Origin of the sequence: Guyparkeria sp. SB14A, assembly GCF_005096345.1 — a bacterium.
In the GTDB taxonomy this organism is placed as follows: domain Bacteria; phylum Pseudomonadota; class Gammaproteobacteria; order Halothiobacillales; family Halothiobacillaceae; genus Guyparkeria; species Guyparkeria hydrothermalis.
Genome location: NZ_SWAW01000002.1, coordinates 128,711 through 154,894, shown reverse-complemented (window position 1 = coordinate 154,894; position 26,184 = coordinate 128,711). Strand labels below are relative to the sequence as shown.

Annotated in this window: 29 protein-coding genes; 11 read left to right on the top strand and 18 right to left on the bottom strand. The window is 66.3% G+C overall.

The window, feature by feature from the left end; translation table 11 throughout:
* The first annotated feature begins 7 nt into the window (after positions 1-7).
* The 7 genes from cysS (at position 8) to FAZ79_RS01760 (ending at position 7,389) form a co-directional block, all read left to right on the top strand.
* Positions 8-1,396 (top strand): cysteine--tRNA ligase, encoded by a 1,389-nt coding sequence (cysS, locus tag FAZ79_RS01790; RefSeq protein WP_136866197.1) that lies wholly within the window; start codon positions 8-10, stop codon positions 1,394-1,396.
* Between the two features lie 113 nt (positions 1,397-1,509).
* Positions 1,510-2,595 carry a DHHA1 domain-containing protein gene (locus FAZ79_RS01785; protein WP_136866196.1) on the top strand — a complete coding sequence of 362 codons (1,086 nt, stop codon included), beginning with the start codon at positions 1,510-1,512 and terminating at the stop codon, positions 2,593-2,595.
* Positions 2,592-3,071, top strand: a complete 480-nt coding sequence (gene greB / locus FAZ79_RS01780) for a transcription elongation factor GreB (protein ID WP_136866195.1) — start codon at positions 2,592-2,594, stop codon at positions 3,069-3,071. Before FAZ79_RS01785 ends, greB begins: the two co-directional genes overlap by 4 nt.
* A 147-nt stretch (positions 3,072-3,218) precedes the next feature.
* Entirely contained in the window at positions 3,219-4,487 is a 1,269-nt protein-coding gene (locus FAZ79_RS01775) for a diguanylate cyclase (RefSeq protein WP_136866194.1), read from the top strand.
* A gap of 22 nt (positions 4,488-4,509) precedes the next feature.
* Positions 4,510-5,409 carry a D-hexose-6-phosphate mutarotase gene (locus FAZ79_RS01770; protein ID WP_136866193.1) on the top strand — a complete coding sequence of 300 codons (900 nt, stop codon included), beginning with the start codon at positions 4,510-4,512 and terminating at the stop codon, positions 5,407-5,409.
* 461 nt (positions 5,410-5,870) lie between these two features.
* Positions 5,871-6,071 carry a cold-shock protein gene (locus tag FAZ79_RS01765; RefSeq protein ID WP_125198616.1) on the top strand — a complete coding sequence of 67 codons (201 nt, stop codon included), beginning with the start codon at positions 5,871-5,873 and terminating at the stop codon, positions 6,069-6,071.
* Positions 6,072-6,216: 145 nt separating this feature from the next.
* Positions 6,217-7,389, top strand: a complete 1,173-nt coding sequence (locus tag FAZ79_RS01760; protein WP_136866192.1) for an MFS transporter — start codon at positions 6,217-6,219, stop codon at positions 7,387-7,389.
* Here FAZ79_RS01760 and FAZ79_RS01755 read toward each other — a convergent pair.
* Positions 7,384-8,013 carry an exopolysaccharide biosynthesis protein gene (locus tag FAZ79_RS01755; RefSeq protein WP_136866191.1) on the bottom strand — a complete coding sequence of 210 codons (630 nt, stop codon included), beginning with the start codon at positions 8,011-8,013 and terminating at the stop codon, positions 7,384-7,386. The two genes, FAZ79_RS01760 and FAZ79_RS01755, sit on opposite strands and share 6 nt — an antisense overlap.
* A gap of 260 nt (positions 8,014-8,273) precedes the next feature.
* Here FAZ79_RS01755 and FAZ79_RS01750 point away from each other — a divergent pair, with 260 nt between their 5' ends.
* The gene (locus FAZ79_RS01750) at positions 8,274-10,535 is read left to right on the top strand and encodes an arginine/lysine/ornithine decarboxylase (protein WP_136866190.1); all 2,262 of its coding nucleotides are present in this window, start codon (positions 8,274-8,276) and stop codon (positions 10,533-10,535) included.
* A gap of 30 nt (positions 10,536-10,565) precedes the next feature.
* Here FAZ79_RS01750 and FAZ79_RS01745 read toward each other — a convergent pair whose 3' ends face one another.
* From FAZ79_RS01745 to FAZ79_RS01735, 3 genes are all read right to left on the bottom strand, one after another.
* A complete protein-coding gene (locus FAZ79_RS01745; RefSeq protein ID WP_136866189.1) occupies positions 10,566-11,201 on the bottom strand; it encodes an exopolysaccharide biosynthesis protein in 636 nt (211 codons plus the stop codon).
* A gap of 375 nt (positions 11,202-11,576) precedes the next feature.
* Complete coding sequence (locus tag FAZ79_RS01740; RefSeq protein WP_136866188.1) at positions 11,577-11,789, bottom strand: hypothetical protein; 213 nt, start codon at positions 11,787-11,789, stop codon at positions 11,577-11,579.
* Between the two features lie 59 nt (positions 11,790-11,848).
* Positions 11,849-12,190, bottom strand: coding sequence for a DUF883 family protein (locus tag FAZ79_RS01735; RefSeq protein WP_169303523.1), 342 nt, complete (start codon positions 12,188-12,190; stop codon positions 11,849-11,851).
* A gap of 449 nt (positions 12,191-12,639) precedes the next feature.
* Here FAZ79_RS01735 and FAZ79_RS01730 point away from each other — a divergent pair, with 449 nt between their 5' ends.
* On the top strand, positions 12,640-13,077 hold the full coding sequence (locus FAZ79_RS01730; protein ID WP_211238771.1) for a putative metalloprotease CJM1_0395 family protein: 438 nt from the start codon (positions 12,640-12,642) through the stop codon (positions 13,075-13,077).
* 40 nt (positions 13,078-13,117) lie between these two features.
* Here the strand turns inward: FAZ79_RS01730 and FAZ79_RS01725 are convergent, their stop codons facing one another.
* A complete protein-coding gene (locus FAZ79_RS01725) occupies positions 13,118-14,581 on the bottom strand; it encodes an NAD-dependent succinate-semialdehyde dehydrogenase (RefSeq protein WP_136866185.1) in 1,464 nt (487 codons plus the stop codon).
* Between the two features lie 12 nt (positions 14,582-14,593).
* A complete protein-coding gene (locus FAZ79_RS01720) occupies positions 14,594-15,634 on the bottom strand; it encodes an aldo/keto reductase (RefSeq protein ID WP_136866184.1) in 1,041 nt (346 codons plus the stop codon).
* Between the two features lie 172 nt (positions 15,635-15,806).
* On the opposite strand from FAZ79_RS01720, the gene FAZ79_RS01715 reads away from it, so the two are divergent.
* Positions 15,807-16,376 carry a hypothetical protein gene (locus FAZ79_RS01715; RefSeq protein WP_136866183.1) on the top strand — a complete coding sequence of 190 codons (570 nt, stop codon included), beginning with the start codon at positions 15,807-15,809 and terminating at the stop codon, positions 16,374-16,376.
* A gap of 21 nt (positions 16,377-16,397) precedes the next feature.
* On the opposite strand, the gene alr is transcribed toward FAZ79_RS01715, so the two are convergent.
* The 5 genes from alr to rpsF form a co-directional block, all read right to left on the bottom strand.
* Positions 16,398-17,495, bottom strand: a complete 1,098-nt coding sequence (gene alr / locus FAZ79_RS01710) for an alanine racemase (protein WP_136866182.1) — start codon at positions 17,493-17,495, stop codon at positions 16,398-16,400.
* Positions 17,495-18,919 carry a replicative DNA helicase gene (gene dnaB, locus FAZ79_RS01705; RefSeq protein WP_136866181.1) on the bottom strand — a complete coding sequence of 475 codons (1,425 nt, stop codon included), beginning with the start codon at positions 18,917-18,919 and terminating at the stop codon, positions 17,495-17,497. The genes alr and dnaB overlap by 1 nt, the downstream gene beginning before the upstream one ends.
* 297 nt (positions 18,920-19,216) lie before the next feature.
* A complete protein-coding gene (rplI, locus tag FAZ79_RS01700) occupies positions 19,217-19,672 on the bottom strand; it encodes a 50S ribosomal protein L9 (protein ID WP_136866180.1) in 456 nt (151 codons plus the stop codon).
* Between the two features lie 35 nt (positions 19,673-19,707).
* Positions 19,708-19,932 carry a 30S ribosomal protein S18 gene (gene rpsR / locus FAZ79_RS01695; protein ID WP_125198602.1) on the bottom strand — a complete coding sequence of 75 codons (225 nt, stop codon included), beginning with the start codon at positions 19,930-19,932 and terminating at the stop codon, positions 19,708-19,710.
* A gap of 19 nt (positions 19,933-19,951) precedes the next feature.
* Entirely contained in the window at positions 19,952-20,362 is a 411-nt protein-coding gene (gene rpsF / locus FAZ79_RS01690) for a 30S ribosomal protein S6 (protein WP_136866179.1), read from the bottom strand.
* Positions 20,363-20,516: 154 nt separating this feature from the next.
* Here rpsF and FAZ79_RS01685 point away from each other — a divergent pair, with 154 nt between their 5' ends.
* Complete coding sequence (locus FAZ79_RS01685) at positions 20,517-21,209, top strand: YoaK family protein (protein ID WP_169303522.1); 693 nt, start codon at positions 20,517-20,519, stop codon at positions 21,207-21,209.
* On the opposite strand, the gene acpS is transcribed toward FAZ79_RS01685, so the two are convergent.
* From acpS to lepB, 7 genes are all read right to left on the bottom strand, one after another.
* On the bottom strand, positions 21,199-21,573 hold the full coding sequence (gene acpS / locus FAZ79_RS01680) for a holo-ACP synthase (protein ID WP_136866177.1): 375 nt from the start codon (positions 21,571-21,573) through the stop codon (positions 21,199-21,201). The two genes, FAZ79_RS01685 and acpS, sit on opposite strands and share 11 nt — an antisense overlap.
* Positions 21,574-21,626: 53 nt before the next feature.
* Entirely contained in the window at positions 21,627-22,391 is a 765-nt protein-coding gene (pdxJ, locus tag FAZ79_RS01675) for a pyridoxine 5'-phosphate synthase (protein ID WP_136866176.1), read from the bottom strand.
* 75 nt (positions 22,392-22,466) lie between these two features.
* On the bottom strand, positions 22,467-23,189 hold the full coding sequence (locus FAZ79_RS01670; protein WP_136866175.1) for a DNA repair protein RecO C-terminal domain-containing protein: 723 nt from the start codon (positions 23,187-23,189) through the stop codon (positions 22,467-22,469).
* 30 nt (positions 23,190-23,219) lie between these two features.
* Positions 23,220-24,119 (bottom strand): GTPase Era, encoded by a 900-nt coding sequence (gene era, locus FAZ79_RS01665; RefSeq protein ID WP_136866174.1) that lies wholly within the window; start codon positions 24,117-24,119, stop codon positions 23,220-23,222.
* Entirely contained in the window at positions 24,116-24,859 is a 744-nt protein-coding gene (gene rnc / locus FAZ79_RS01660; protein WP_247709463.1) for a ribonuclease III, read from the bottom strand. Before rnc ends, era begins: the two co-directional genes overlap by 4 nt.
* Positions 24,846-25,271 carry a DUF4845 domain-containing protein gene (locus tag FAZ79_RS11620; RefSeq protein ID WP_247709462.1) on the bottom strand — a complete coding sequence of 142 codons (426 nt, stop codon included), beginning with the start codon at positions 25,269-25,271 and terminating at the stop codon, positions 24,846-24,848. Before FAZ79_RS11620 ends, rnc begins: the two co-directional genes overlap by 14 nt.
* A 46-nt stretch (positions 25,272-25,317) precedes the next feature.
* Positions 25,318-26,157, bottom strand: a complete 840-nt coding sequence (gene lepB, locus FAZ79_RS01650) for a signal peptidase I (protein WP_136866171.1) — start codon at positions 26,155-26,157, stop codon at positions 25,318-25,320.
* Between the last annotated feature and the right edge of the window lie 27 nt (positions 26,158-26,184).

The window sequence follows — 26,184 nt, the reverse complement described above, 5'->3', positions numbered from 1 at the left end:
AGCCAACATGCTCACAATCTATGACAGCGCCGCCCGCGCCAAGCGCGAGTTCACCCCGATCCGACCCGGTCACGTCGGCATCTACGTCTGCGGGATGACGGTCTACGACCGCTGTCACATCGGGCACGCCCGGGTGCTGGTGGTCTTCGACATGGTGGTGCGCTACCTCAAGGAGCGCGGCTTCGACGTCAACTACGTCCGCAACATCACCGACATCGACGACAAGATCATCGCGCGAGCCGCCGAAAACGCCGAAAGCATCGAGTCGCTCACCGACCGCTTCATCAAGCTGATGCGCCGGGACGCCGAGGCGCTGGGCTGCCTGCCACCGACCTCGCAGCCGCGCGCCACCGAGAACGTCGACGAGATGATCGCGATGATCGAGACGCTGATCGAGCGCGGCAATGCCTACCGCGCCGACAACGGCGACGTCTACTTTGACGTTTCGACCTTTGAGCGCTACGGCTCGCTCTCCGGCCGCGACCCGGACGACCTACGTGCCGGCGCGCGCGTGGCGGTCGATGAGGCCAAGGACGACCCGCTCGACTTCGTGCTCTGGAAGCACGCCAAGCCGGGCGAGCCGCAGTGGGAGGCCCCCTTCGGTCCGGGGCGGCCCGGTTGGCACATCGAATGCTCGGCCATGTCGACCGACGCGCTCGGCACCACCTTCGACATCCACGGGGGCGGGCACGACCTGATGTTCCCGCACCACGAGAACGAGATTGCCCAGAGCGAGTGCGCCACGGGCTGCCATTTCGTCAACTACTGGATGCACAACGGCTTCGTCCGGGTCGACGACGAGAAGATGTCCAAGTCGCTGGGCAATTTCTTCACCATCGAGGAGGTGACCCAACGCTACCATCCCGAGGTGGTCCGCCTGTTCATCCTCTCCAGCCACTACCGCAGCCCGCTCAACTATTCCGACCAGAACCTCGATGCCGCCCAGGCGAGCCTGTCACGCTGGTACAGCGCCCTGAAGAAGCTGCCGGCGAACGCCGAGCCGATCCCCGAGGTGATGGACGCCTTCCACGAGGCAATGGACGACGACTTCAACACGCCCAAGGCGATCGCCCTGATCCACGAACAACTGAGCCTGGTGCACAAGATCGGCGAGCAGGACAAGGAAGCGGCCGCCCCGCACGCGGCGAGCATCAACGCGATGGGCGCGATCCTCAACCTCGGCCAGCTCGACCCGGACGCCTTTCTGCACTGGAGCGCCGAGGGCGATCGCGAGGACACCTTCGACGACGCCGAGATCAACCAGCTGATCGCCCAGCGCGCCGAGGCCCGCGCGGCCCGGAACTTCGAGGAGTCCGATCGCATCCGTGACCTGTTGCTGGACAACGGCATTACCCTCGAGGATGGGGCGCAGGGCACCACTTGGCGCCGGCAGTAACGCCCCCTCCAGCGACCACCGGGAAACCCTTGAGTTTTCCCGGTCAGTCAACATCCTGCAACCACCCTTTCATTCACGACCGACACCTTGCCGGTCGCTGTCAGCGAGCATCCATGAGCACTCCGAACATCATCCGCCCCGAAGGCTGGCTGTATCACCTGTCGCATACCGATCTCGACGGCTACGGCGCGCAGTACATGGTCGACCAGACCGACCAGCGCTGCCATTTCTTCAACGCCGATTACCGCGACATCAACAACGCGATCGACGAGATCATCGGGCGCATCGTCAAGGGTGGCGAGCCGGCGGGCCTGCTGATCACCGACCTCAACCTCACACTCGACCAGGCGCGCGCCCTGGACAAGCGGGTGACCAAGTGCAAGGTGCCGATCGAGCTGCAGCTGCTCGATCATCACGCCACCGGCGCCGATTGCGCCGAGGCGTTTGACTGGTACTACCTGGACACCGAGCGCTGCGCGAGCCTGCTGGCCTTCGACGCCGTCGCCGACCAGTTCGACGAGGGCAAGCGCGAGCTGATGCGCCAGCGCGCCGAGTTCATCGACGTGGGCGATCGCTGGCTGCGCGATCACGACGACTTCCGCCGTGCGATCTACCTGATCGGCCTGGTCATGCAGGACGACCACCTCGCCCCGCCGCTCAAGGACCTCAAGCGCGCCTACCGCTTCCACGTAATGGAGGCGTTCTTCCGTTCGCACGAGTCCGGCGAGTCGCTGGAGGCCTTCGAGCGCCAGCTGTTCGAGGTGCGCAAGGCCTTCCTCAAGGGTCGGGTGGAAAAGCGCGTCTTCAACGACGAAAACCTGCCGCTCAACGACAAGTTCCACATGCTGTCGGCCTCGGTGCTGGACGAGGATTTCGTGCCGGTGCTGGAGATCGAGGGCGTGCGCACGGGCGTGTTCTTCAACTGGCCGCACGACGTCTGGCGCGGCGTGATCATGGACATGATGGAGGTGCGCGGCCAGATCGACATGGCGATGGGCATCCGCGGCAACGGCCGGCTCTCGCTGCGCGCCAACCCCGGCGTCAACGCCGGGGAGATCTCCGCGCGCTATTTCGGAGGCGGCGGCCACCCGGGTGCGGCCGGCGGCGAGCTCAAGGACACCCGCCTGCGCGATCTCGCGCACGCCGTCAGCGCCATCCAGAAAACCCTCGAGAAGACCCCGGCCGGCGGCGAGCGATGAGCACGCCGATCATCACCCGGCCCGGCTTCAAGGCGCTGGAGGCCGAGCTGGACCGGCTGTGGCGCGTCGAGCGCCGCGAGGTGGTTCAGGCGGTCTCCGAGGCCGCCGCGCTGGGGGATCGATCGGAAAACGCCGAGTACATCTACGGCAAGAAGCGCCTGCGCGAGATCGACCGACGCATCCGTTACCTGCAAAAGCGCCTGCCGAACCTCAAGGTGGTCGATCGCGCCCCGGATAACACCGACAAGGTCTATTTCGCGGCCTTCGTCGAGATGGAATGCGAGCCCGAGGCACTCGAACGCACCCTGCGACTGGTGGGGCCCGACGAGATCGATCCGAGCCAGGGCTGGATCAGCATCGACTCGCCGGTGGCCCGCAAGCTGATCGGGCGGCGCCCCGGTGACGTGGTGCGGCTGCCGGCCGGCGACGACCGCGGCCATCTGGCCTGGGAAATCGTCGAGATCCGCTACGGGTGATTGCCGCTTCTCTCGCCACCGTACTGTCATGGCAATCGGGGGCGGGATTCCCTAGGCTAGGACGGGCAGACCGGCGACCGACCAACGGCCGCCGGGCCACTGTCTGCCGCCCTTCCCCGACCATCCACACGCTGAGCTGACGGCCCCATGCACGATCTCGAGTACCTGAGGCTGCTCCAGGCCGCCGTGGACCAATCCTTCGACGCCGTGGTGATCACCACGGCCGAACTCGATCGTCCCGGTCCGGAAATCGTCTACGCGAACCCGGCGTTCCTGGCCATGACCGGCTATGAGCTGGACGAGCTGCTGGGCAACTCGCCGCGGCTGTTCCAGGGGGAAGGCACTAACCGCCAGATGCTCGATCGCCTGCGGGAAACCCTGGCGGCCGGCGAGCGTTTCTCGGCTCGGACCGTCAACTACCGCAAGGACGGCTCGGCCTATGACGTCGAGTGGAGCATCTCGCCGGTGCGCGGCGAGTCGGGCGACATCACCCACTTCGTCTCGGTCCAGCGCGACATCACCGAGGAGACGCGCGAGCACGAGCGCCGGCAGATGCTGGTCTACGCCCTGGACGCCAGCAGTGACAGCGTGGTGATCACCGACCGGGAAAACCGCATCCTGGACGTCAACCGTGCCTTCGAAGACCACACCGGCTACAGCCGGGCCGAGGTGCGCGGCAAGAACCCCAGCGTGCTCCAATCGGGCATGCACGATCGCAGTTTCTACCAACGCCTCTGGGACACGCTGCAACGCGGCGAGGTGTTCCGCGACACGTTCATCGACAAGCGGAAGAACGGTCAGCTCATCCACATGGAGGAGACCATCACGCCGGTGCGTGACGAGCACGGCGAGCTCACCGGGTACGTGTCCGTAGGCAAGGACATCACCGACCGCGTCCATACGGAAAACGAACTCAAGCGCCTGGCCACCACCGACATGCTCACCGGCCTGATCAACCGGATGCATTTCGAGAAGCTGCTCGACCACGAGCACGAACGGGTCCAGCGCTACGGCCACCCGGCCAGCCTGATCATGATCGACATCGATCACTTCAAGCAGATCAACGACGACTGCGGTCACCCGTGCGGGGACGCGGTTCTCACCCGCTTCGCCCGATTGGTCGGCGAACACGTCCGCACCACCGACAGCTTCGCCCGCTGGGGTGGCGAGGAGTTCATGCTGATCACGCCGGACACGGACGAGGCCGCCGCGATGGTGCTGGCCGAGAAGCTCCGCGAGCTGGTCCGAAGTAGCGAGTTTCCCGAGGTCGGGCGGGTCACGGCCAGCTTCGGCGTGGCGGCCCTGTCGGCCGAACTCTCCCCGGAGGACTCGGTCCACCGCGTCGATCAGCGCCTCTACACGGCCAAGCGACTCGGGCGCGACCGGGTGGTCGGGCCGGAACAACCCGATTCCTGACCGATCTTCGGGGGCCACAATCATGCGCGACCTGACCAGCGCTCGCCTCGCCCGCCTGGGCGATCTCGAGACCGTCGAACTCTCGACCCCGCACGGCCGGGCGACCATCGCCCGCCTCGGCGCCACCGTCGTCGAATACCGGGATGCCAGTGACACCGACGTGCTCTGGTTGAGCCCCACCTCCCGCCTGGACGGCAGTCGACCGATCCGGGGCGGCATCCCGGTCTGCTGGCCGTGGTTCGGCGCCCATCCCAGCGACCCCGACCGCGGTGCCCATGGCTTCGCCCGACACCTGCCCTGGCAGATCGAGCGGATGGACAACGACGAGCGCCAGGCCATTGCCGTGTTCAGCCTCACGGACGACGACACCACGCGAGCGCAGTGGCCCCATCCGTTTCGCCTGACGCTGACCGTCCGCCTCGACGAGCGCCTGCACCTGGAACTGGCCGCGGAGAACCGTGGCGATGCCGAATGGCAGGTATCCGAGGCACTGCACAGCTACTTCCGCGTACGCGATGCGCGCGGCGTCCATATCGACGGGTTGGCGGGCTTGCGCTACTGGGACAAGCAGCAAGGGGGTGTCCGTGGCCGACAATCGTCCGATGTGATCGTCCAGCCACCGATCGACCGGGTGTTCTTCGACCACCGAGGCGAGGCGGTGATCCACGATGCCGGGCGTCGCCTGCGCATCGCCAAGGACGGCAGTGCCACCACCGTTGTCTGGAATCCCGGACCGGAGGGTGTGCGCGGTTTCGATGACATCCCGGATGACGCCTGGTCAACGATGCTGTGCGTGGAGACCGCGAACGCGCTGGACAATGCCTACCGCCTCGGCCCGGGCGAGCGGCACGTCCTGTCTGCCACCATTGCCACCGACGTTGGCACCGGAATCGCCACGGAAAAGGCCGTCACCGACGGCTAGGACCGCTCGTCGGCCGGCGTTTTGCGGCCGAAAACCGCAAGTGTTGCGGTCCGGTCGAGCCAGAAGCCGCGATGGGCGGCAAAACGTTTCGCGACATTGCGTCGCCGAAATCGACGGCAAAAGCGCCCTAGTTCGTGCAACAGGCACCTATTATCGCGTTGTGCCGCATTGCCGCACCGCCCGAGTTGGCGAAAAATCATTGGCTTGGAAAAAAAAGTTAGGGTTTGAGAGGGCGAAGGCGGATAATGCGCTCCGGGAAAACGAAACAACGCTTTCCCGAGAGGAATCGGTTAAGGACTCCTCAATTGCACCAGGCTCGAACCCCGCAGGACCACAGATTGAATTATCCAGTTTGTATTACCCCGCTACGATTTGCAGTTCTCTGACGCTTTTGCAGTCCTTCAGTACCCCCTCGTTTTTCAATCCAAATATGCACATGCATAGCATCAGAGGTATCCATCATGGCTACAGGCACCGTTAAGTGGTTCAGTGACGAGAAAGGCTTTGGCTTCATCGCCCCGAGCGACGGCTCCAAGGACGTATTCGTCCATCACAGCGCCATCCAGGGCGGCGGCTTCAAGTCGCTGGCCGAAGGCCAGACCGTCACCTTCGAGGTCGAGCAAGGCCAGAAGGGCCCGGCCGCGGTAAACGTCCAGATCTAACTCTGGCCGAATCCGGTCGACGCAAAAACCCCGCCTTGTGCGGGGTTTTTTCTTGCCTGGACTATCTGTTTCGAAACCCATGTCAGCCAACACCTGAGCTGCCCTCGCGTCATCCCGGCGCGGATGTCGGTATCATGCCCGGCTGATGCGTCCCGTTCCCCTCATCGTCCTCGCCCAGCTATTCGGCACCTCGCTCTGGTTCAGCGCGAACGGGGTTGGCGATGCGCTGATGCGCGACTGGGATCTGCTGCCGGCCGATATCGGCACGCTCACCGCGGCGGTCCAGCTGGGCTTTATCGTGGGCACCCTGCTGTTCGCCGTGTCGGGCGTCGCCGATCGTTTCGCGGCCAGCCGGGTGTTCCTGGTCTCGGCGATGACCGGGGCCACGGCGAACCTGGCGCTGGCCTGGCTGGCGCAGGACATGGCAACGGCCACCATCTACCGCTTCCTTACCGGATTTGCCCTGGCGGGGATCTACCCCGTCGGCATGAAGCTGGTGGTGAGCTGGGCGCCGGAGCGTCGCGGCGAGGCCCTGGCCTGGCTGGTCGGCATGCTCACCCTCGGCACCGCCACACCCCACCTGCTGGAGGGGCTGAGCCTGGGGCTGGCCTGGCCCTGGGCGGTCACCTTCGCCTCGCTGTTGGCGGTGACCGGGGGTGGGCTGATCGCCTGGCTCGGTGACGGCCCTCACTTGGCCCGGTCCGCGACGCTGCAATGGGGAGGCGCGTTCCGTGCGTTCGCCCGGCGCGGATTCCGGGCCGCGGCCCTGGGCTACTTTGGCCACATGTGGGAGCTCTATGCCTTCTGGGTGCTCGTGCCCCTGTTTGTCGGCGCGCTCTACCCGCAGGCACCCTCCGCCGTGGTCGCCCTGCTCGCCTTCACCGTGATCGGACTCGGCGCGGCCGGCTGCGTGCTGGCCGGACGGCTTTCCCGCACCCTGGGTAGTGCCCGCGTGGCCGTGATCGCCCTGAGCGTCTCGGGCGCCCTTTGCCTGGTCTACCCGTGGTTGACCGAGGTATCCGCGGGCCTGGCGCTTGCCGCGTTGCTGATCTGGGGAATCGCGGTCATTGCCGATTCGGCCCAGTTCTCTGCCCTGGCCAGCGCGCACGCGCCCCCCGAGGGCGTGGCCAGCGCCCTGGCCATCATGAACAGTATTGGCTTTGGACTAAGTGCACTGGCGATCCCGCTCACCACCGCCCTGTGGCAGGACATGGGGGCCGGGGTGAGCTGGCTGCTGCTCCCCGGCGCGGTACTTGGCGTCGTGGCCATGCGTCCGCTGCTCGCCCGTCGGTCCGCTCCAATTCCGGACAACTCATAAGAGGGCCCACACGATCACCCCAAGGCTGAGCCCGGTCAGGGCGAAGGCAATCAAGGCGAGCAGGCCGTCGCGGGCGATAAGGGCAAGACCGAACACGGTGAGGGTCAGTCCCGCGGCATTGGCCGAGAACGGGATGAACTCCATCATCGGCATCAACAGGGCGACCAGCATGGCAAGCAGCGCCACCCCGTAGCTCGCGCCCCCGTTGACGAGGAAGGTCAAGCGCGGGCGCAGGAATCGATCGATGAACCGGGCGGTGGGCATCATCCAGACCACGGCCTTGTGCAGCGTCCGCCGGCGGATCTCCCGCTCGAGCAGGAACCCCGGCAGCCAGAAGTGCTCCCGCCCCAGCATCAGTTGCAGCGCGATCAGGAACACGAACATGCCGATCAACGTCGGCACCCCGGGGATGTCGCCGATCAGCGGGGCGACGGTGATCAGGCCGGCCAGCAACAGCATCGGCCCGAACGAGCGCCGACCGACCAGGTCAAGCACCGTGCCCAGTCGCACCGAGCCGCCCTCCTCGCGGACATTGGCCAGCAGCTGCAGCAGGGAGACCAGGCCGTCAGGTTCCCTTGCCACCTCATCCGTGGGGTCGGGTTGCGACTGTGTCGAATCGGACATGCTTGCCACCTTGGTCGAAAGGTCTGTCATTGCCGGTCATGGATCACCACCAAGGCGGCAAGACAAAATCATGCGTATCGAGCGCCGCCCTGGGCCGACGATCGGCGCGGCGCCGGCGGGCATTTGTTGTAAACTTGGCCCACGATTTCGCCCGGGGCCCTGCCCCGGGTTTTGCCATTGGCGCGGCACTCTCTCCGACCCGACGAACGGGCTTTGGTTTCGCCGAGACAGCCACCTGCGGATCCCGAGGTTGACCATCCATGATCTTCCGCTTCCCCATCGTCATTATCGACGAGGATTTTCGCTCCGAGAACGTATCGGGCCTGGGCATTCGCGCGCTGGCCGAAGCGATCCGTGCCGAGGGCGAAGAGGTGCTCGGGGTTACCAGCTACGTCGACCTCGCCGCCTTTGCCCAGCAACAGGCCCGCGTATCGGCGTTCGTGATCTCGATCGACGACGAGGAATTCCACGGCGGCAATGACCCGGTCGACGAGTCGCTCGAGGTCATCGTCCAGCTGCGCAACTTCATCCAGGAAATCCGCTTTCGCAACGCCGACATTCCCATCTTCCTCTACGGCGAGACGCGCACCAGCCGGCACCTGCCCAACGACGTGTTGAAGGAGCTGCACGGTTTTATTCACATGTTCGAGGACACGCCCGAGTTCGTGGCCCGGCACGTCATCCGCGAGGCGCGCAGCTATCTCAGCTCGCTTGCCCCGCCCTTTTTCCGCGCCCTGACCGGCTACGCCGCCGACGGCTCCTACTCCTGGCATTGCCCGGGACATTCCGGCGGCGTGGCCTTTCTCAAGAGCCCGGTCGGGCAGATGTTCCACCAGTTCTTTGGCGAGAACCTGCTGCGGGCCGACGTCTGCAACGCCGTCGAGGAACTGGGCCAGCTGCTCGATCACACTGGTCCGGTCGCGGCCTCCGAGCGTAACGCCGCGCGCATCTTCAATGCCGACCACCTGTTCTTCGTGACCAACGGCACCTCGACGTCCAACCGCATGGTCTGGAACTCGAACGTCGCCCCGGGTGACGTGGTGGTGGTCGACCGCAACTGCCACAAGTCGATCCTGCATTCGATCATCCTGACCGGCGCCATCCCGGTGTTCCTGATGCCGACTCGCAACCACTACGGCATCATCGGCCCGATCCCGCGCCGGGAATTCTCCAAGGAGAACATCAAGAAGAAGATCGCCGAGCATCCGTTCGCCGGCAAGGCCGACGACCAGCAGCCAAAGATCCTGACCATCACCCAGTCGACCTACGACGGCATTCTCTACAACGTCGAGGAGATCAAGGACGAGCTCGACGGGTTCGTCGAGGTACTGCACTTCGACGAGGCCTGGTTGCCGCACGCGGCCTTCCACGACTTCTACGGCGACTACCACGCCATCGGTGCCGACCGGCGCCGCTGTGACGACTCGGTGATCTATTCCACTCAGTCGACCCACAAGCTGCTCGCCGGCCTGTCGCAGGCCTCCCAGGTGCTGGTGCAGGACTGCAAGAAGGAGCGCTTCGACCAGGACGTCTTCAACGAGGCCTACCTGATGCACTCCTCGACCTCGCCGCAGTACGCGATCATCGCCTCCTGCGACGTGGCCGCCTCGATGATGGAGCCGCCGGGCGGTACCGCGCTGGTCGAGGAGTCGATCTTCGAGGCAATGGACTTCCGTCGCGCCATGCAGAAGGTGGATGCCGAGTACGGCGACGACTGGTGGTTCAAGGTGTGGGGACCGGACAGCATCCCGGAGGAAGGCATCGGCACGCGCGATGACTGGATGCTGCACGAGGACGACCGCTGGCACGGCTTCGGTCAGGTGCCGACCGGGTTCAACATGCTCGACCCGATCAAGGCGACCATCATCACGCCGGGACTCGACGTCGACGGCGATTTCCACGACTGGGGCATCCCGGCGTCGATCGTCACCCGCTATCTCGCCGAACACGGCGTGGTAGTCGAGAAGGCCGGTCTCTACAGCTTCTTCATCATGTTCACCATCGGCATCACCAAGGGCCGCTGGAACACGCTCCTGACCGCCTTGCAGCAGTTCAAGGACGAGTACCAGCGCAACCAGCCGCTGTGGCGGATCATGCCGGAATTCGTGAACGACCATCCGCGCTACGAGCGCGTCGGCCTGCGCGACCTGTGCGACAAGCTGCACGCGGTGTACCGCGAGCACGACGTCGCCAAGCTGACCACCGAGATGTACCTCTCGGATATCCAACCGGCGATGCGCCCGGCGGATGCCTGGTCGAAGATGGCGAGAAAGCAGATCGATCGCGTCGCGATCGACGATCTGGAGGGACGGATTACCGCGTCATTGGTCACCCCCTACCCGCCGGGTATCCCCCTGCTGGTGCCCGGCGAACGCTTCAACGCGCGCATCGTCGAGTACCTGAAGTTCGTGCGTCACTTCAACAAGCAGGTGCCGGGATTCGAGACCGACGTGCACGGTCTGGTGGCCGAGGAAACCGACGACGGGCTGCGCTATTTCATCGATTGCGTGCGCGACGACTGAGGAAACTCTCGGCGTCGGCCGACAGGCCCGTCAGTTGGCGACCAGGCCGGCCACTGCGAGGCTCGCCACGGTCAACAGGTAGAACAGGCCGAGGATGACGAACAGCCCGTCGATGGCGACCAGCGCCAGTCCGAAGGCCACCACGGCGAGCCCCGCGGCCGTCGCCGAGAAGGGCACGAGTTCCATCACGGGCATGCTCAACCCCAAGAGCAGGCACACGGCAGCGATCACGATCGCGCCACCGTTCGAGGCAAGCAGGGACAGGCGTGGGCGCAGCCACCAGTCGATGAATCGGGCCGGTCGATCGAGCCATTCAAGCGCCCCCTGCAGCCGATGGCTGGCGACGTGGCGCTGGAGCAGCCAGCGGGGCAGCCAGAATGCTTCTCGCCCCATCACCAATTGCAGCGAGATCAGCACCAGACCGATGCCCATGGTCGTCGGCATCCCCGGCAGACCACTCAGGGGGGACACGAGTATCACGCCGATCAGGAGCAGCACGGGACCGAAGGACCGGGTGCCCAACGCATCCATGATCGTGGCGAGATAGACCTCGTCGCGATCGGAAGCCACCTGGGCGATCCGCTGTAGCAGATCGCCCAGATTGCGGGGCGCTTCGTTTACGGCCAGCGCCTGGTCCGTGGGTGTTCGATCCTCATCACGCGGCATGCCCGCTCTCCCGTTAGCCGGTGGAAAACCCACCTCAATGGGGTTACCGCATTCTGAGACCGTGACCGGACAGACTCGTTCGCAATACGCGCCACGTCAGTCGGGAAATCGCCCCGCGAGTGGCACCGTCGGCCCAGCCATACACGCCTCCCGCCGCCACGGATAGCGCAAGCGTCCTCCAGGGGCGGGACCGCATGCCGACGCGAATCGGCACCCAGACCGCCTCCATCTCGAGACCGAGGCGACGTTCCGAGTCCCGAAGCGCCCACTTGGCCTGTTGCAGTTCCTGAGCAGGCGTCGGCGACGCGGATTGCCCCGGGGCCCGTTCGATCTCGGCGACCCGGGCCCGTTGCTCGAGTCGCCGGGCAGCCACGTTCAGCGCAGCCATCGGTAGGCCCAAACCCCGAGAACGGCGGCAACCGTGAGGCTCAAGGCGGCAATCACGCCGAAGCCGCCGGCCGCGCCCCAGATCGGCGCCACCCAGTGATAGATACCGGCCAAGCCCAGCGCGATGCCGGCCACGACCAGCACCCCGACCACGCCCAGCAGCACCACGGCTGCCGCAACGCGCCCGATCTGTTGGCGCAACACCCGTCCCTCGGCCTCGACCAGATTCGTCAGCGCGAGGACATAGTCGGTCAGGGCTTTCAGCGTCGGCCTCCGTCGAGCAGCTTGGCAATCACGAACCCGACGCCGAAGGCGGCGACGACCGAGGTCAACGGATGGTTGCCGACCAGTTGCTCGGCCTCCTCGACGCGTTTCTCGCCGTGCTGACGAGCCTGCTGGTACCCGCGGTTCAGGGTTTCCATGCCTTCGTCGAAGGCCGCCTTGACCTCGTCGCGCGCCTGGCCGGCCCGGTCGCGCACGCGCGCCTCGTTCTGTTCCTTGAAGGCCTTGAGCAGGTCGCCCATGTCACCGCGTAGCTGCGCGAGATCGGCCTTTACCGCCTCGAGCTCGGCGTTGTTGTCTTTCTGAGGTGCCTGTGCCATGTCGGTAATCCTCTGTTGAGTGACAAGATCGGTTGCGCCAGCAGAGAGCGTAGTCCTCGCAGCGGACGAATCCAAACGACGCCATGGTGAGGACACGCGTTGCCGGCCTCGGTTCCGTCGGTCTCCAAGGGCCACCACCTGAATCCCCCATTTGCGCTCGGGCATTGCAGATAAACTGCAAAGGGGATATAACCCATTGATATACGCTGACCCAAGCCGGTTTTTGCATGACCCCGATCGCCGCCTCACTGCCCAGCCTGGCCCCTGCCCCGCGCTTCATGCCGGGGGGCGCAGGCGGCGTGGCGCCCGAGGCCAGGCCGGCACCCTCCCTGACCTCGGACCCGTCACGCGTACGAGGCGTGGACAAAGCCACCGAGGCGGGCTCGCCGAATCGGCCCACCACTCGCTCCCCAACCGCCAGCGAGGGCATGTCGAACGAGGAGCAGCGCGTGTTGGCCGAACTTAAGGCCCGCGATCAGGAGGTGCGCGCCCATGAAAACGCGCACCGTGCCGCCGGCGGCGACCTGGTGCGTGGTGGCTCGTACGATTATCAGCAGGGACCGGACGGCAAGCGCTACGCGATCGGCGGCGATGTCCAGATCGACACCACGCCCGTTGCCGGGGACCCGCGCGCGACCGCGGAGAAGATGGCGCAGGTCATCCGCGCGGCCCTCGCCCCGGCCGAACCGTCCCCCACCGATCTGGCCGTGGCCGCCCAGGCGACCGCCGAGCGCAACCGCGCCCAGTCGGAGGCGCGCGCCGACAACGGCGACAGCGGCACCGATGATCGGTCGGCGAGCGACAAGGACACCAGTGACCCCACCACCCCCTATCGCCGCGCCGCCGAGCCGGCCAATGCCGGGGCCAACCTCGACGCGATCGCCTGAGTCCGGTGCGGGTTTGAGCGCGGGGCCGTCTTCGGAAGAGTCAGCCCATCAGCAGGTACTTGGTCTCCAGGTACTCGTCGAGGCCTTCGACCGCTCCCTCGCGGCCCAGTCCCGACGCCTTGACCCCGCCGAACGGCGCCGCCGCGTTGGAGATCAGCCCGGTATTGATGCCGATCATCCCCGCCTCGATGCCCTCGGCCACCCGCCAGACGCGGTGGACGTTCTCGCTGTAGAAATACGCGGCCAACCCGAAGGGGGTGTCGTTGGCCAACGCCACGGCCTCGACCTCGTCGGTGAACCGTGACACGGCGACCAGTGGCCCGAAGGTCTCCTCCTGCATCACCCGCATCGATTGCCGGATCTCGGTCAGCAGGGTGGGCACCACGTAATTCTCGCCGCGCGGGTCGCGCTGCCCGCCGGCCATGAGGGTCGCGCCCTGCCCGGTCGCCTCCTCGATCTGGGCCATTACCTTGTCGGCGGCGGCCTTGTCGATCAGGGGCGTGACGTCGGAATCCGGGTCCATCCCGTCACCGAGCCGCAGGCCCTCGATGCGGGCCTTCAGGCGCACGACGAACGGCTCGTAGACGCCGTCCTGAACGTAGAAGCGGTTGACGCAGACGCAGGTCTGGCCGGTGTTGCGAAACTTGGCGGCGATGGCGCCCTCGACCGCCGCGTCGAGATCGGCATCATCGAAGACGATAAACGGCGCATTGCCACCGAGCTCGAGCGAGAGCTTCTGCACGTTCCCGGCCGCCTCGCGCATCAGCTGGCTGCCCACCTCGGTCGAACCGGTAAACGAGATCTTGCGCACGGCCGGGTTGGCGGTCATCTCGCCGGCGATCTCGCTGGCTGAGCCGGTCACCACGTTGAACACGCCGGCCGGCACCCCGGCCTTTTCGGCGAGCGCGGCCAGGGCCAGGGCGGAAAACGGCGTGGCACTCGCCGGCTTGACCAGCATCGGGCAGCCGGCGGCAAGCGCGGCGGCCGCCTTGCGGGTAATCATCGACGAGGGGAAATTCCACGGCGTGATCGCCGCACAGACGCCGATCGGCTGGCGCAGCACGACGATCTGCTGCCCCGGCTTTGCCGCCGGGATAGTCCGCCCATAGGCCCGGCGGGCCTCCTCGGCAAACCACTTGAGAAACGAGGCGGCGTAACGGATCTCGCCGGCCGACTCGGCGAGCGGCTTACCCTGCTCGAGGGTCATGATCCGCGCCAGGATCTCCTCGTTGTCGAGCATGAGCTCGTACCAGCGATAGAGGATCGAACCACGTGCCTCGGCGGTCTGCTCGCGCCAGGCCGGCCAGGCCCGTTCGGCCGCCTCGATCGCCTGGCGGGTCGGCTCGACGCCCAGTCGCGGCACCGAGCCGATGGTCTCGCCATTGGCCGGGTTTACCACCGCCTGCCGTTCGGCCTCCCCGGCCGATACCCACTGTCCGTCGATGAAACACTCCTCCCGGAACAGGGGGGTGGAACGGATTGTTCCCACCAGATCGTCACTCATGCTCGCCTTCCTTCAGACCGTGGGGTTCGGGTAACGGGCATCGATCGCATCGATCGCCTCGAGCAACTCCGACGACAACGACACCTGGGCGGCCGCAATGTTCTCCTCCAACTGCGTCATGGTGGTCGCGCCGATGATGGTGGCCGCCACCTCCGGGCGACGCAGCGTGAAGGCGATCGCCATCTGGGCCGGCGACAGGCCATGCTCGCGCGCCAGCGCCACGTAGGCGCGGGTCGCCGCCGCGGCGTTGGGCTTTTCGTACCGCTGACCGAAGTCCGGGAACTGCGTGATCCGCCCGGGGGCGGCGGGATCGTCCAGGTACTTGCCGGTCAGGTGACCGAAGGCAAGCGGGCTGTACGGCAGCAAGGCCACGTCCAGCTCGTTGCAGACCTCGGCCAGGCCGCCGGTCTCGAAGCTGCGATTCATCAGGTGATAGGCGTTCTGTACCGAGGTAACCACCGGCAGGTGATGGCGACGCGCCGCCTCGACAAACGCCATCACCCCATAGGGGGTCTCGTTGGACAGCCCCAGGTAACGGACCTTGCCCGCCTCGACCTGCTCGGCCAGGGCGTGCAGCTGGTCGTCGATCGACTCGCTCTCCCAGCGTTGTGCGGGATCGTAGTAGACCTGGCCGAACTTCGGCACGTAGCGATCCGGCCAGTGGATCTGGTAGAGGTCGACGTAGTCGGTCTGCAGTCGCTTGAGGCTACCATCGATGGCCTCGCGAACCTGTTCGCGCGTCACCCGCGGGCCGCCGCGCACGTGGTTCAGGCTCGTTCGCCCCGCCCCGGTGATCTTCGTGGCCAGGATCAGCCGGTCGCGCTGTTGGTGACGCAACCAGGAACCGATGAAGCTCTCGGTTCGTCCCTGGGTCTCGGCGCGCGGCGGGACCGGATACATCTCGGCGGTGTCGATGAAGTTGATGCCGGCGGCGACCGCGTGGTCGAGCTGCCGGTGGGCCTCGGCCTCGGTGTTCTGCTCACCGAAGGTCATGGTGCCGAGACAGATTTCGCTGACCCTGAGTCCGCTGTTGCCAAGACGTCGGTATTCCATCGTTACTCCACGCGATTTAGTCTGTGTCGTTAGCCAAACTCTGCACCAATGCCATGCCGCTCCGCGGAGCCTGGCATTCGTGCCGGGTTTCCTTGGCGGAACGAGACCGCCCCAGCCCCGCGCGGAGCGGTTCGGCCACGTCCCATTCAGCCAGCCCAGTAGAGTAGCCGAGATGACAGACGTTTCCAGTCAGGTTGCCGCCGCACACCTTGAGCTGATCGAGGCGGTGGGCGCCGCCCTCGCCGCGACCGCCCCCGACACCCCCACCCGGACCGCCGCCTCGTGCCTGATCGACCGCTACCGGCAGGACGGCTGGCACGCCCTGGCGGACGCGCTCGGCGCACGCCTGGCCGGTGAAGAAGCCGGGAACGGCGAGCGGATCGATGAATCGCGTCTGGACGAGGAGGATCGGATGATCCTCGCGGCGGCGGTTCGGGCCGCGCGTGATCCCGGCTGGCTGTCACAGGTCGCCGAGCAGGCCGAGACGCAGGCCGCCGACCAGATCGCCGCCCTGATACTCGCCGCCACCTGGGGCGAGCGGGAGGCACTCGCGGCACTGAACGAGATGCGCGAGGCCGCGCGCGCGGCGGGGATGGAAGGCTCGACGGCGCACGCCTTCGTGGCCATGGTCGAGGGCGAGCGGAACGCGGATGCCCTGCTCGCGACACACGTCAACGCGCAGGCTGGCCTGATCCAACGCACGCTCGCCGCGCTCGACCGACTCGAGCGGGAAGCGGATTAAACTGCCGAAGGCGCTCGACGCCTACTGCCCCAGAATCGTCGCCTCGGCACGCAACTGGCCGCTGACCTGGCACATCAGTTCGTAGCTGATCGTGCCCGCGGACTGGGCCACCTGGTCGATCGGTAGCCCGCTCCCCCAGCACTCGACCTCGTCGCCGACCTGCGCCTGGATGCCGCGCAGGTCGACCGTGACCAGGTCCATCGATACCCGCCCGACGATCTGGCTGCGCTGACCGTTGACCAGGATCGGCGTGCCATCGGGCGCGTGACGCGGGTAGCCGTCGCCGTACCCGACCGAAGCCAGCCCCACCGGCATGGTCTCGGGCGCCACAAAGCGGCCCCCGTAACCAATCGACTCCCCGCGCGGCACCTGCCGCACGGCGACCAGCACGGTCTTGAGCGTCATCGCGGCCCGCAAATCGAACTGCGCCGCCTCACCGAAAATGAACGGGTTGCCGCCGTAGAGCATCACACCGGGACGCACCCAGTCACCTCCGGCCGCCGTCGCGCCCAGCAGACCGGCCGAGTTGCACAGGCTGGTCTCGCCCGGCCCGCCGGCCGCGATGGCGCGAAACGTCTCGATCTGCTGTTCCGTGGGCCCGAGGTCCGGCTCGTCGGCGCGGGCGAAGTGCGTCATCAACCCGATGGTGCCACCGATCGCCGGGCAGGCCAGCAGTCGCTCACGGGCCGTCGGGACGGTCTCGGGCATCAGACCTTCACGGTGCATGCCGGTGTCCGCCTTGATCCAGGCGCGGATGCGACCCGGCGGCAGCGAGGCGGCGTGCTGGTCGAGCAGATCGAGTTGCGCGAGCTCGTGGAAGACCAGGTCCAGCGACCGCTCGGCGGCAACCGCGAGCTCATCGGCGGTCAACGCGCCCTGCAGGACCAGGATGCGCTCGGTGAGCCCCGCCTCGCGCAGGGCCAGGCCCTCGCCCGGGGTAGCCACCGCGAACCCATCGGTGCCGGCCGCGGAAAACGCCCGGGCGGCCGTCAGCAGCCCGTGGCCGTAGCCATCGGCCTTGACCGCCGCGAAGATCGAACGGGTACCCGCCGCGTCGCGCGCCACGCCGAGGTTGTGACGCATCGCGGCGGTGTCGATCAGCAATCGTGCCCGACGCATCACCGGTAGGCTTCCGGCACGCTCTCGGGGCTGATGAAGTCCTCGAACCGGGTGTTCTGGCCCCGGAACGTCATCGGCACGGTGCCTACCGGCCCATTACGCTGCTTGCCGATGATGATCTCGGCCATGCCCTTCTTCTCGGTGTCGGGCTCGTAGACCTCTTCCCGGTAGATGAACATGATGATGTCGGCATCCTGCTCGATCGCCCCGGATTCACGCAGGTCCGACATCACCGGGCGCTTGTTGGGCCGCTGCTCGAGCGACCGGTTGAGCTGCGAGAGCGCGATCAGGGGGACGTCGAGCTCCTTGGCGACCGCCTTGAGCGAGCGCGAGATCTCCGAGATTTCCGTGGTGCGGTTCTCCTTGGAGCCCGGCACCTGCATCAGCTGCAGGTAGTCGACCACGATCAGGCCGAGATCCTCCTCGCGGGCCAGCCGGCGGGCGCGCGAGCGCAGGTCCGACGGCGAAAGCGCCGGCGTGTCGTCGATGAAGATCTTGGTCTGACTCAACTGACCGACCGCCCCGGAAATCCGGTGCCAGTCGCTGTCCTCGAGCCGACCGGTGCGCACCTTGGTCTGGTCGATGCGACCCAGCGAGGAGAGCATCCGCACGGCGAGCTGGTCGCCGGGCATCTCCATGGAGAACACGGCCACGGCCTTCTTGCTGTAGAGGGCGACGTTCTCGGCGATGTTCATCGAGAACGTGGTCTTGCCCATCGACGGGCGCCCGGCCACGATGACCAGGTCGCCCTTCTGCAGGCCGGTGGTCATCTCGTCGAGATCGCTGAACCCCGTGCTGATGCCGGTGACCTCGCCCTTGTTCTCGTAGAGCTCGGAAATGCGGTCCATTGCCACGGTCAACAGATCCGTGATGCTCCGGAACCCCCGGCGGGTACGCGAGCCCTCGTCGGCGATCGCGAAGATCTCCTTCTCGGCGATCTCCAGCACGTCGTAGGCTGTCTGCCCCTCGGTCTGATAGCTCTTGCGCGAGATCTCGGTGCCCACCTCGATCAGCCGACGCAGCAGCGAGTGCTCGCGGATGATCTCGGCATACGCCGCGATGTTCGCCGCACTCGGCACCGAGTCGACCAGGGCGGCAAGGTAGTCGTTCCCGCCGATGTCCTCGAGCTTTTCCAGCGTCTTGAGGCGCTCGGAGACCACCATCGCGTCGAACGGCTGGTTGCGCTCGGCGAGTTCACCGATTACCTGGAAGATGACGCGGTGGTCGTGGAAATAGAAGTCGGGGGCGGTGAGCTTGTCGCCCACCTGCTCGAAGGCGAGTGGATCGAGCATCAACCCGCCAAGCACCGCCTGTTCGGCCTCCTGTGAATGCGGAGGCACCCGCAGGGCCAGCGGCGAGCCGGACGTCGCGCTCGTGCGGCGTTGGGGCTTGGGCGAGTCGGAATCGTAATCCGGAAGTGACATGAATCTCGTGTACCAGAAGGTGTCAGGGCAGAGGGCGCCGGGACCGGACGCCAGGCGCGCCCGCGTGTGCCGGTGGCGGCGGCCGGGTTCGAGCCCAAGGGAAGAGCCGATGATACGCCTTGCAACCGGCATTGACCACGCCGATACCGGTCGGTTCCCCGGTCGAGTACCGCCCTGTCCTACCGGACCGCGCCGTAATCCCGATCGGCAAAAAGAAAGGCCCGCGCCTCTGTCGAGGGCGGGCCTTGTCGTCGATTGGATGGCCGCCGGGCGCCCGGCGGCCATCCATCGCGGGGATTACTGCTCCGGAACGACGATGACGTTGATTTCGACGTCGACTTCCGAGTGCAGGTGCAGCTGGATCGGGAACTCGCCCAGCGCGCGCAGGGCACCTTCCGGCATCCGGACTTCACGCTTCTCCATCTCGACACCGAACGCCTCGGTGACGGCGGCGGCGATCTCGTCGGTACCGACCGAACCGAACAGCTTGCCTTCCGAACCGGCCTTGACCGGGATGGTGACGCTGGCCTCTTCGCCGATCTTGTCGGCACGGGCCTGGGCCGCGGCCAGTTCTTCGGCGGCCTTCTTCTCGAGCTCGGCGCGACGCGCCTCGAACTCTTCCATGTTGGCCTTGGTGGCCGGCTTGGCCTTGCCGTACGGGATCAGGAAATTACGGGCATAACCCGGGCGGACGCGAACCACGTCGCCCAGCGAGCCCAGGTTCTCGACCTTACTCAACAGAATGACTTGCATGGATATTGACTCCTGGAATCGGGGGACGGACGCGATCAGTGACGGTCGGTGTACGACAGCAGGGCCAGGAAGCGCGCGCGCTTGATGGCGGTCTGCAGCTGACGCTGATAGCGAGCGTTGGTACCGGTCACGCGGCTCGGCACGATCTTGCCGGTTTCGGTGACGTACTGACGCAGGGTGTCAATGTCCTTGTAGTCGATGTGCTTCACGCCCTCGGCGGTGAAACGGCAAAAACGCTTGCGACGGAAAAAACGGGCCATGGATCAAACCTCTTGAAACTTATTCGCTGGAGTCGTCGGACTTCTTGTCGTCGTCACGACGCTCTTCGCGCTTGTTGTCATCGTCACGACGGCGCGGACGGCGCTCGGCCTCGCGCTCCTGCATCATCGGGGAGGCTTCGGTGTAGGCCTCGTCGCAACGGATGGTCATGTGGCGCAGAACCGCGTCGTTGAACTTGAACGCTTCCTCGAGCTCTGCCAGGGCTTCCTGGTCGGTCTCGACGTTCAGCAGGACGTAGTGCGCCTTGACCAGTTTCTTGATCGGGTAGGCCAGTTGACGGCGACCCCAGTCCTCGAGGCGATGGACCGTGCCCTGAGCGGCTTCGATGATGCCGCGGTAGCGCTCGATCATGGCCGGGACCTGGTCGCTCTGGTCCGGGTGGACCATGAAGACGATTTCGTAATGACGCATGGATCAAAACTCCTGTGGATTGAAGGCAGCCTGCCGCATGCGGAACGGTCAGGCAGGAGAAACAAGCGGCGCATTCTACGGCCATTCCGCGGCCACATCAAGGGCTATCATCCGATTACCCTCGACGCCTCTTAATCCTCAAGAGACCACGACCATGCCCTACCCGCCCCGCAGCACCGACGAGTCCGCGTCCGCCAAGGCGTTTGTGGTCGCCTTCGTGATGGCGGGCCTGGCCGGTCACGTCAACAGCGTCATGTTGATGGCCTTCGGCTTGCCCGTCAGCCAGATGACCGGCACGGCATCCCATCTGAGCGAAGGCATGGCCCTGGCCAACCCGATGGTGGTGATCACCGCGGTGATCATCCTTGCCGGGTTCATCGGCGGCGCGACGCTCTCGGGCCTGTTGATCGGGCGGCGGCCCTTTCCCGAGAGCAGCCGGTATGCATGGGCCCTGGGTCTCGAGTCGCTATTGCTGGGGGGCGCGGTGATCGGCGTGGCGTTGGGCAGCGCCATTGCCGCCCTGGCCGCCGCCGCGATCGCCTGTGGCCTGCAGAACGCCCTGGTGGCCAGTTATCGCGGCCTGTTGATCCGCACGACCCACGTGACCGGCATCGCCACCGACCTGGGCGTGTACCTGGCACGCCTGATCCGGCGCCGCGCCTGGTCGTGGCAGGGCTGGCTCCTGCTCACCCTGCTCGGCGGCTACGTGGCCGGCGGCGCCATGGCGGTATTCGCGCAAGGATCACTGGGAACGATCAACAACCTGCTTGTCCCCACCCTCGCGACCGCAGCGATCGCGACGATCGATGCCGTCTATCAACGACGCCGTCGCGGGCTCAACGGCTGATCACGACAAAGGCGAGCGCGTAGGCGCGCTCGTCGCTGACCGACAGCTCGATCGACACCGCTCCCAGGGACTCGAAGCGGTCGAGCGCCTTGCCCGCAAGCAGGACACGCGGTCGCCCGTAGTCGTCATGCCCGGTCTGGATGTCGACCAGGCGCAACCCATCGCGAAACCCGGTGCCCAGGGCCTTGGCCACGGCCTCCTTGGTGGCGAAGCGCTTGGCGAGCCACGGCGCCGGGTGGCGCTCGGGCAACCGGTCACGCTCGTCGGGGCCGAGCACGCGCTCGACCAGCCGAGGACCGTGACGCTCGAGTGCCGCCTCGATGCGCGCGATCTCGACCAGGTCGGTGCCGATGCCGAGGATCATGTGCCCTGGGTCATGTGTCTTGGATCATGCCGATACGTGCCGAACGAGCCCGGTCAGGCGCCGGAACGTCCGAAGCGGGCGGCGTGCATCAGCGTCTTCATCTCGCGCACGGCCGCCGGCAGCCCGGAGAAGACCGACTGGGCGATGATCGCGTGACCGATGTTGAGCTCCTCGATCTGCTCGATCGCCGCGATCGCCGCCACATTGTGGTAATGCAGGCCGTGACCGGCGTTGACCGCCAGGCCCACGTCCGCGGCATCACGCGCGCATTGGCGGATTAGCTCGAGCTGTTCGGCGACGGCGTGGTCGTCGGTCGCATCGGCGTAGTGGCCGGTGTGAATCTCGATCACCGGTGCCTCGCAGGCCACGGCCGCGTCGATCTGGCGCGGGTCGGCATCGACGAACAGGGAGACGCGGATGCCCGCCTCGCCCATCCGGTCGCAGGCGGCGTGGATGCGCTCGATCTGGCCGGCCACGTCCAGACCGCCCTCGGTGGTCAGCTCTTCGCGTCGCTCGGGGACCAGGCAGACGTCGTGCGGACGCAGCCGGCAGGCGAGCTCGATCATCTCGTCGGTCGCGGCCATCTCGAGGTTCATGCGAGTCTGCAGCAGGTCACGCAGCGTGGCCACGTCTCGATCCTGGATGTGGCGACGATCCTCGCGCAGGTGCAGCGTGATGCTGTCGGCGCCGGATTGTTCGGCGAGCAACGCGGCATGGACCGGGTCCGGGTAACGCGTGCCACGTGCCTGACGCAGGGTCGCGACGTGATCGATGTTGAGACCGAGCAAGGGATACTGAGCGGTGACGCGGTTGGTCATGGTCGTCGGCTTCCAGGGCTAAATTGGGCGGTACAGAGACAGAATGGGTTCGGTTTGATCGTCGGCACCCACAGTCTACGGGCTGTGGGAATCGCCTGCATCGCCCGGGCGTACCGTCCGGGTCGCACCGGGCCACAACTGGCGCGAAAGAAACGGGGCGGAACCCACGTGAGGCGCCAGCAGGCCTTGCATCAGGTCGCGGGCCTGGCGGCGCTCCTCGCCGTCCGCGAGCACCTCGTCCCGTGCAATGGCCCGAAGCACGTGCCCCGGCACGCCATTCGTCCCTCCGGCCGGCACGATGCCGATCTGCAGACCGACGCGGTAGCGACCCTCCGCGTCGATCGGTTGCCCGTCAGCGGCGTGTTCCCAGTCCAGCCCGGCACCCAGATGATCCAGCAGGCGACGCTCGAACCGCCGCACGACCACGGACACCGGCATCACGGGGGATTCGAGCATGGCCAGGCTCTTCCAGTAGTCGAGGAACAGGCCCGGCACTGCCTCTTCCGGGCGCAGGGCCCGCAGAATCAACTCGTGCAGGTAGAAGGCCGCGGCCAGCGGCTGACCATGCAGGAAGCGCAATCCCTCCACCGGCTCGGCCCCGGTCAGCACCGGCCAGCCGCCGCGCCCGGCCGTCTCCACCTCGAGGCAGACGAAACTGGGCGGGCGTTGGTTGCCGCGCTTCTTGACCCGCCGGCCGCCGTTCTGGCGTATCCGCACCCAGCCGCGGGTATCGGTCAGCCAGTCGAGCAACAGCCCGTGCTCCTTGAACGGCCGGGCATGGAGCAGGAAACCGCGCACGCCGTCAGTTCACCCGACCGCGCGTCCCGGTCATTCGGGCAGCTGGTAACCGAGCGAGGCGACCGAGCGCTCGTCGTCGGCCCAGTCGTCGGCGACCTTGACCCAGAGATCGAGCATCACCCGCTTTTCCAGCAAATGCTCGATCGCCTCGCGGGCCTGCTGACCGACGACCTTCAGGCGAGAGCCGCGATTGCCGATCACGATCCCCTTCTGCCCGGCACGGGCCACGTAGATCACCGCCCCGATGGTCACCAGGCGATCGGTTTCCTCGAAGCGCTCGATCATCACCGTGGTCTGGTACGGCAGCTCGTCGTGCAGTGAGCGGGCCAGCTTCTCGCGGATGATCTCGGCGGCCATGAAGCGCACCGGCGCGGTGGTGACCTGATCCTCGTCGTAGCCGATCGGCCCCTCGGGCAGATAGGAGAACACCAGGTCGAGCAATCCGTCCAGGCCGCGGCGACGCCGGGCGCTCATCGGGTAGATCTCGGCGAAGTCGCCCTTTTCGCCCACCTTGGCGAGAAACGGCAGCAGGTCGGTCTTGTCGTTGACCAGGTCGACCTTGTTGACCACCAGCACCACCGGCGCCTCGACCTGCGACAACAGGCGCAATACGTCCTCGTCCTCGGGCCCGAACTGGCCGGCCTGCACCATGAACAGGATCAGGTCGACGCCCTCGAGCGCGCTGCGGGCGGTGCGGTTGAGTTGCCGGTTGAGCGCATCCTTGCCGCCCTGGTGAAGCCCCGGGGTATCGATCAGCACGATCTGCCCCCGCGCTTCGGTGATGATGCCGGTGACACGATGGCGGGTGGTCTGCGGCTTGGGCGCGGTAATCGACACCTTCTGCCCCACCAGGCGGTTGACCAGCGTGGACTTGCCCACGTTGGGGCGACCCACGATCGCCACGTGGCCGAAACGGGTGGCGTTGGTCATGTCTGTTTCTCCGACGGGGCGGGTTTGTCGTCTCGATCCTGCAGGGTCTTGAGCATCCGTCGCGCGGCGGTTTGCTCGGCCCGCCGGCGGGACGACCCGCTGGCACGCGTGGCGAACGGCTCGTTCTGGAAGGTGACGCGACAGGCCACCTCAAAGGTCTGCTTGTGCGCCTGACCGGTCTGCTCGAGCACCTCGTACTCCGGCAACGGCTGCCGATCGCGCTGCAGGTACTCCTGCAACTGGGTCTTGGCGTCCTTGAGTTGTTGCGCGTCCGGCAGCGAGGTCAATTCCTCGGCAAACAGGGACTGGACCCAGCCGTGTGCCGGGGTGAACCCCTGGTCGAGGTAAAGGGCGCCGATGATGGCCTCAAGGGCGTCGGCGAGGATCGAATCGCGTCGGTGGCCACCGCTTTTCAACTCGCCGGACCCCATCACCAGGAAGTCGCCCAGCCCGATGCGTCGGGCCACACGCGCCAGGGTCTCCTCGCGGACCACGGACGCCCGCAGACGCGACAGCGCGCCCTCGGAGGCCTCCGGCTTGTGACGGTAGAGGTAGTCCGAAATGGCCAGATTGAGGATCGAATCGCCCAGGAACTCCAGGCGCTCGTTGTTCAGGCGTCCGGACGAGCGGTGACGCAACGCCTGGCCGAGCAGATCGGCATTGTCGAAGGACAGCCCCAGCGATTGGGCCAGGGTGTCCGGATCACGGATCAGGGGGTTGCTGCTTCTAGTTACTGACACGGGTCTGGTGTTTGAACTCGGCGACGAGTGACAGGTTGCCGAACAGGGTGGCACGCCCGTCGTAGTTGTAGGTGACGCTGTAACCGCCGGTGACCGGGCGGATCTCGAATTCCTTGGAATCGAAACGGTCATCGACTTCGTTGATGTCCAGCTGCTTGTCGATCTTGCGGCGAATCTCGGCCGGGCTGCCGGCGGCCTCGCCTTCAAGGCTCTTGAAGATGGTGGTCAGCTTCTGGTCGGCGATGTAGAGCGGCACCACCTGCATCACGACCAGCGCGGCGAAACCGAGCACGATCGCGGCGATGATCAAGCCCACCAGCGACATGCCGCCTTGGCGCCGGCCGACCGCCCCGCCCTGCAACGCGTTTACCGGGTTCACTTCCTTCATCACGCCGTTTTCCATTTCCTTCATCCTCGCCTTGCTCCCCGGTTTGCGCGGGGCAGTCCCTCGTTTGACGTCAGTCGGCATCCACGGTGTCGATCGAGCGGCCAATGCGCCCGGCGTCGAAACCGCCATCCTGCCAGTTCCAGTGCAGCCAGATCATAACCGCTTTGCCCACCAGATTCGATTCCGGCACGAAGCCCCAGAAACGGCTGTCGTTGCTGTGGTTGCGGTTGTCGCCCATGACGAAATAGTGCCCCTCGGGCACGGTCCACTGCGCGGTACCCAGCCGGCGGTCGGTATCCATCAAGATTTCGTGTGGTCCGCCGTCGGGCAGCGTTTCGATCGCCTGGGTCAGGCCGGCGTGCTTGAGGTTGGCATCCCCCTCGTAGCGGCCGTCGATCTCGAGATCGACTTCGTCGCCGTTGATCCACAGCCGTTGGTCATCGACGCGCACGGTGTCGCCCGGCAGACCGATGATGCGCTTGATGTAATCGACCTCGGGCTGCTCGGGATAGCGGAACACCGCCACGTCGCCGCGCGCCGGCTCGCCGATCGGCACGACCTTGGTGTTGATCACCGGCAGGCGCAGGCCGTAGCTGTACTTGTTGACCAGGATGAAGTCGCCGACCAAGAGCGTCGGCATCATCGATCCCGACGGGATCCGAAACGGCTCGAACAGGAACGAACGGATCACCAGCACGGCCAGCAGGATCGGGAAGAACGACTTGGCGTAGTCGACCAGCAGCGGCTCGTTGTCCTTGACCTGGCCGGACTCGATCCCCGCCTCATTGCCGAGTGCACGGGCCTCGTTCGCCAAGCGCGCGCGCCGCCTTGGCCGAAAGGCCAACCGGTCGATCAGCCAGACCAGGCCACTAACGAGGGTGGCGACCACCAGAAGAAGTTCGAAATCCACGACGTGCTCCGCGTTGGGTCTGTCGGG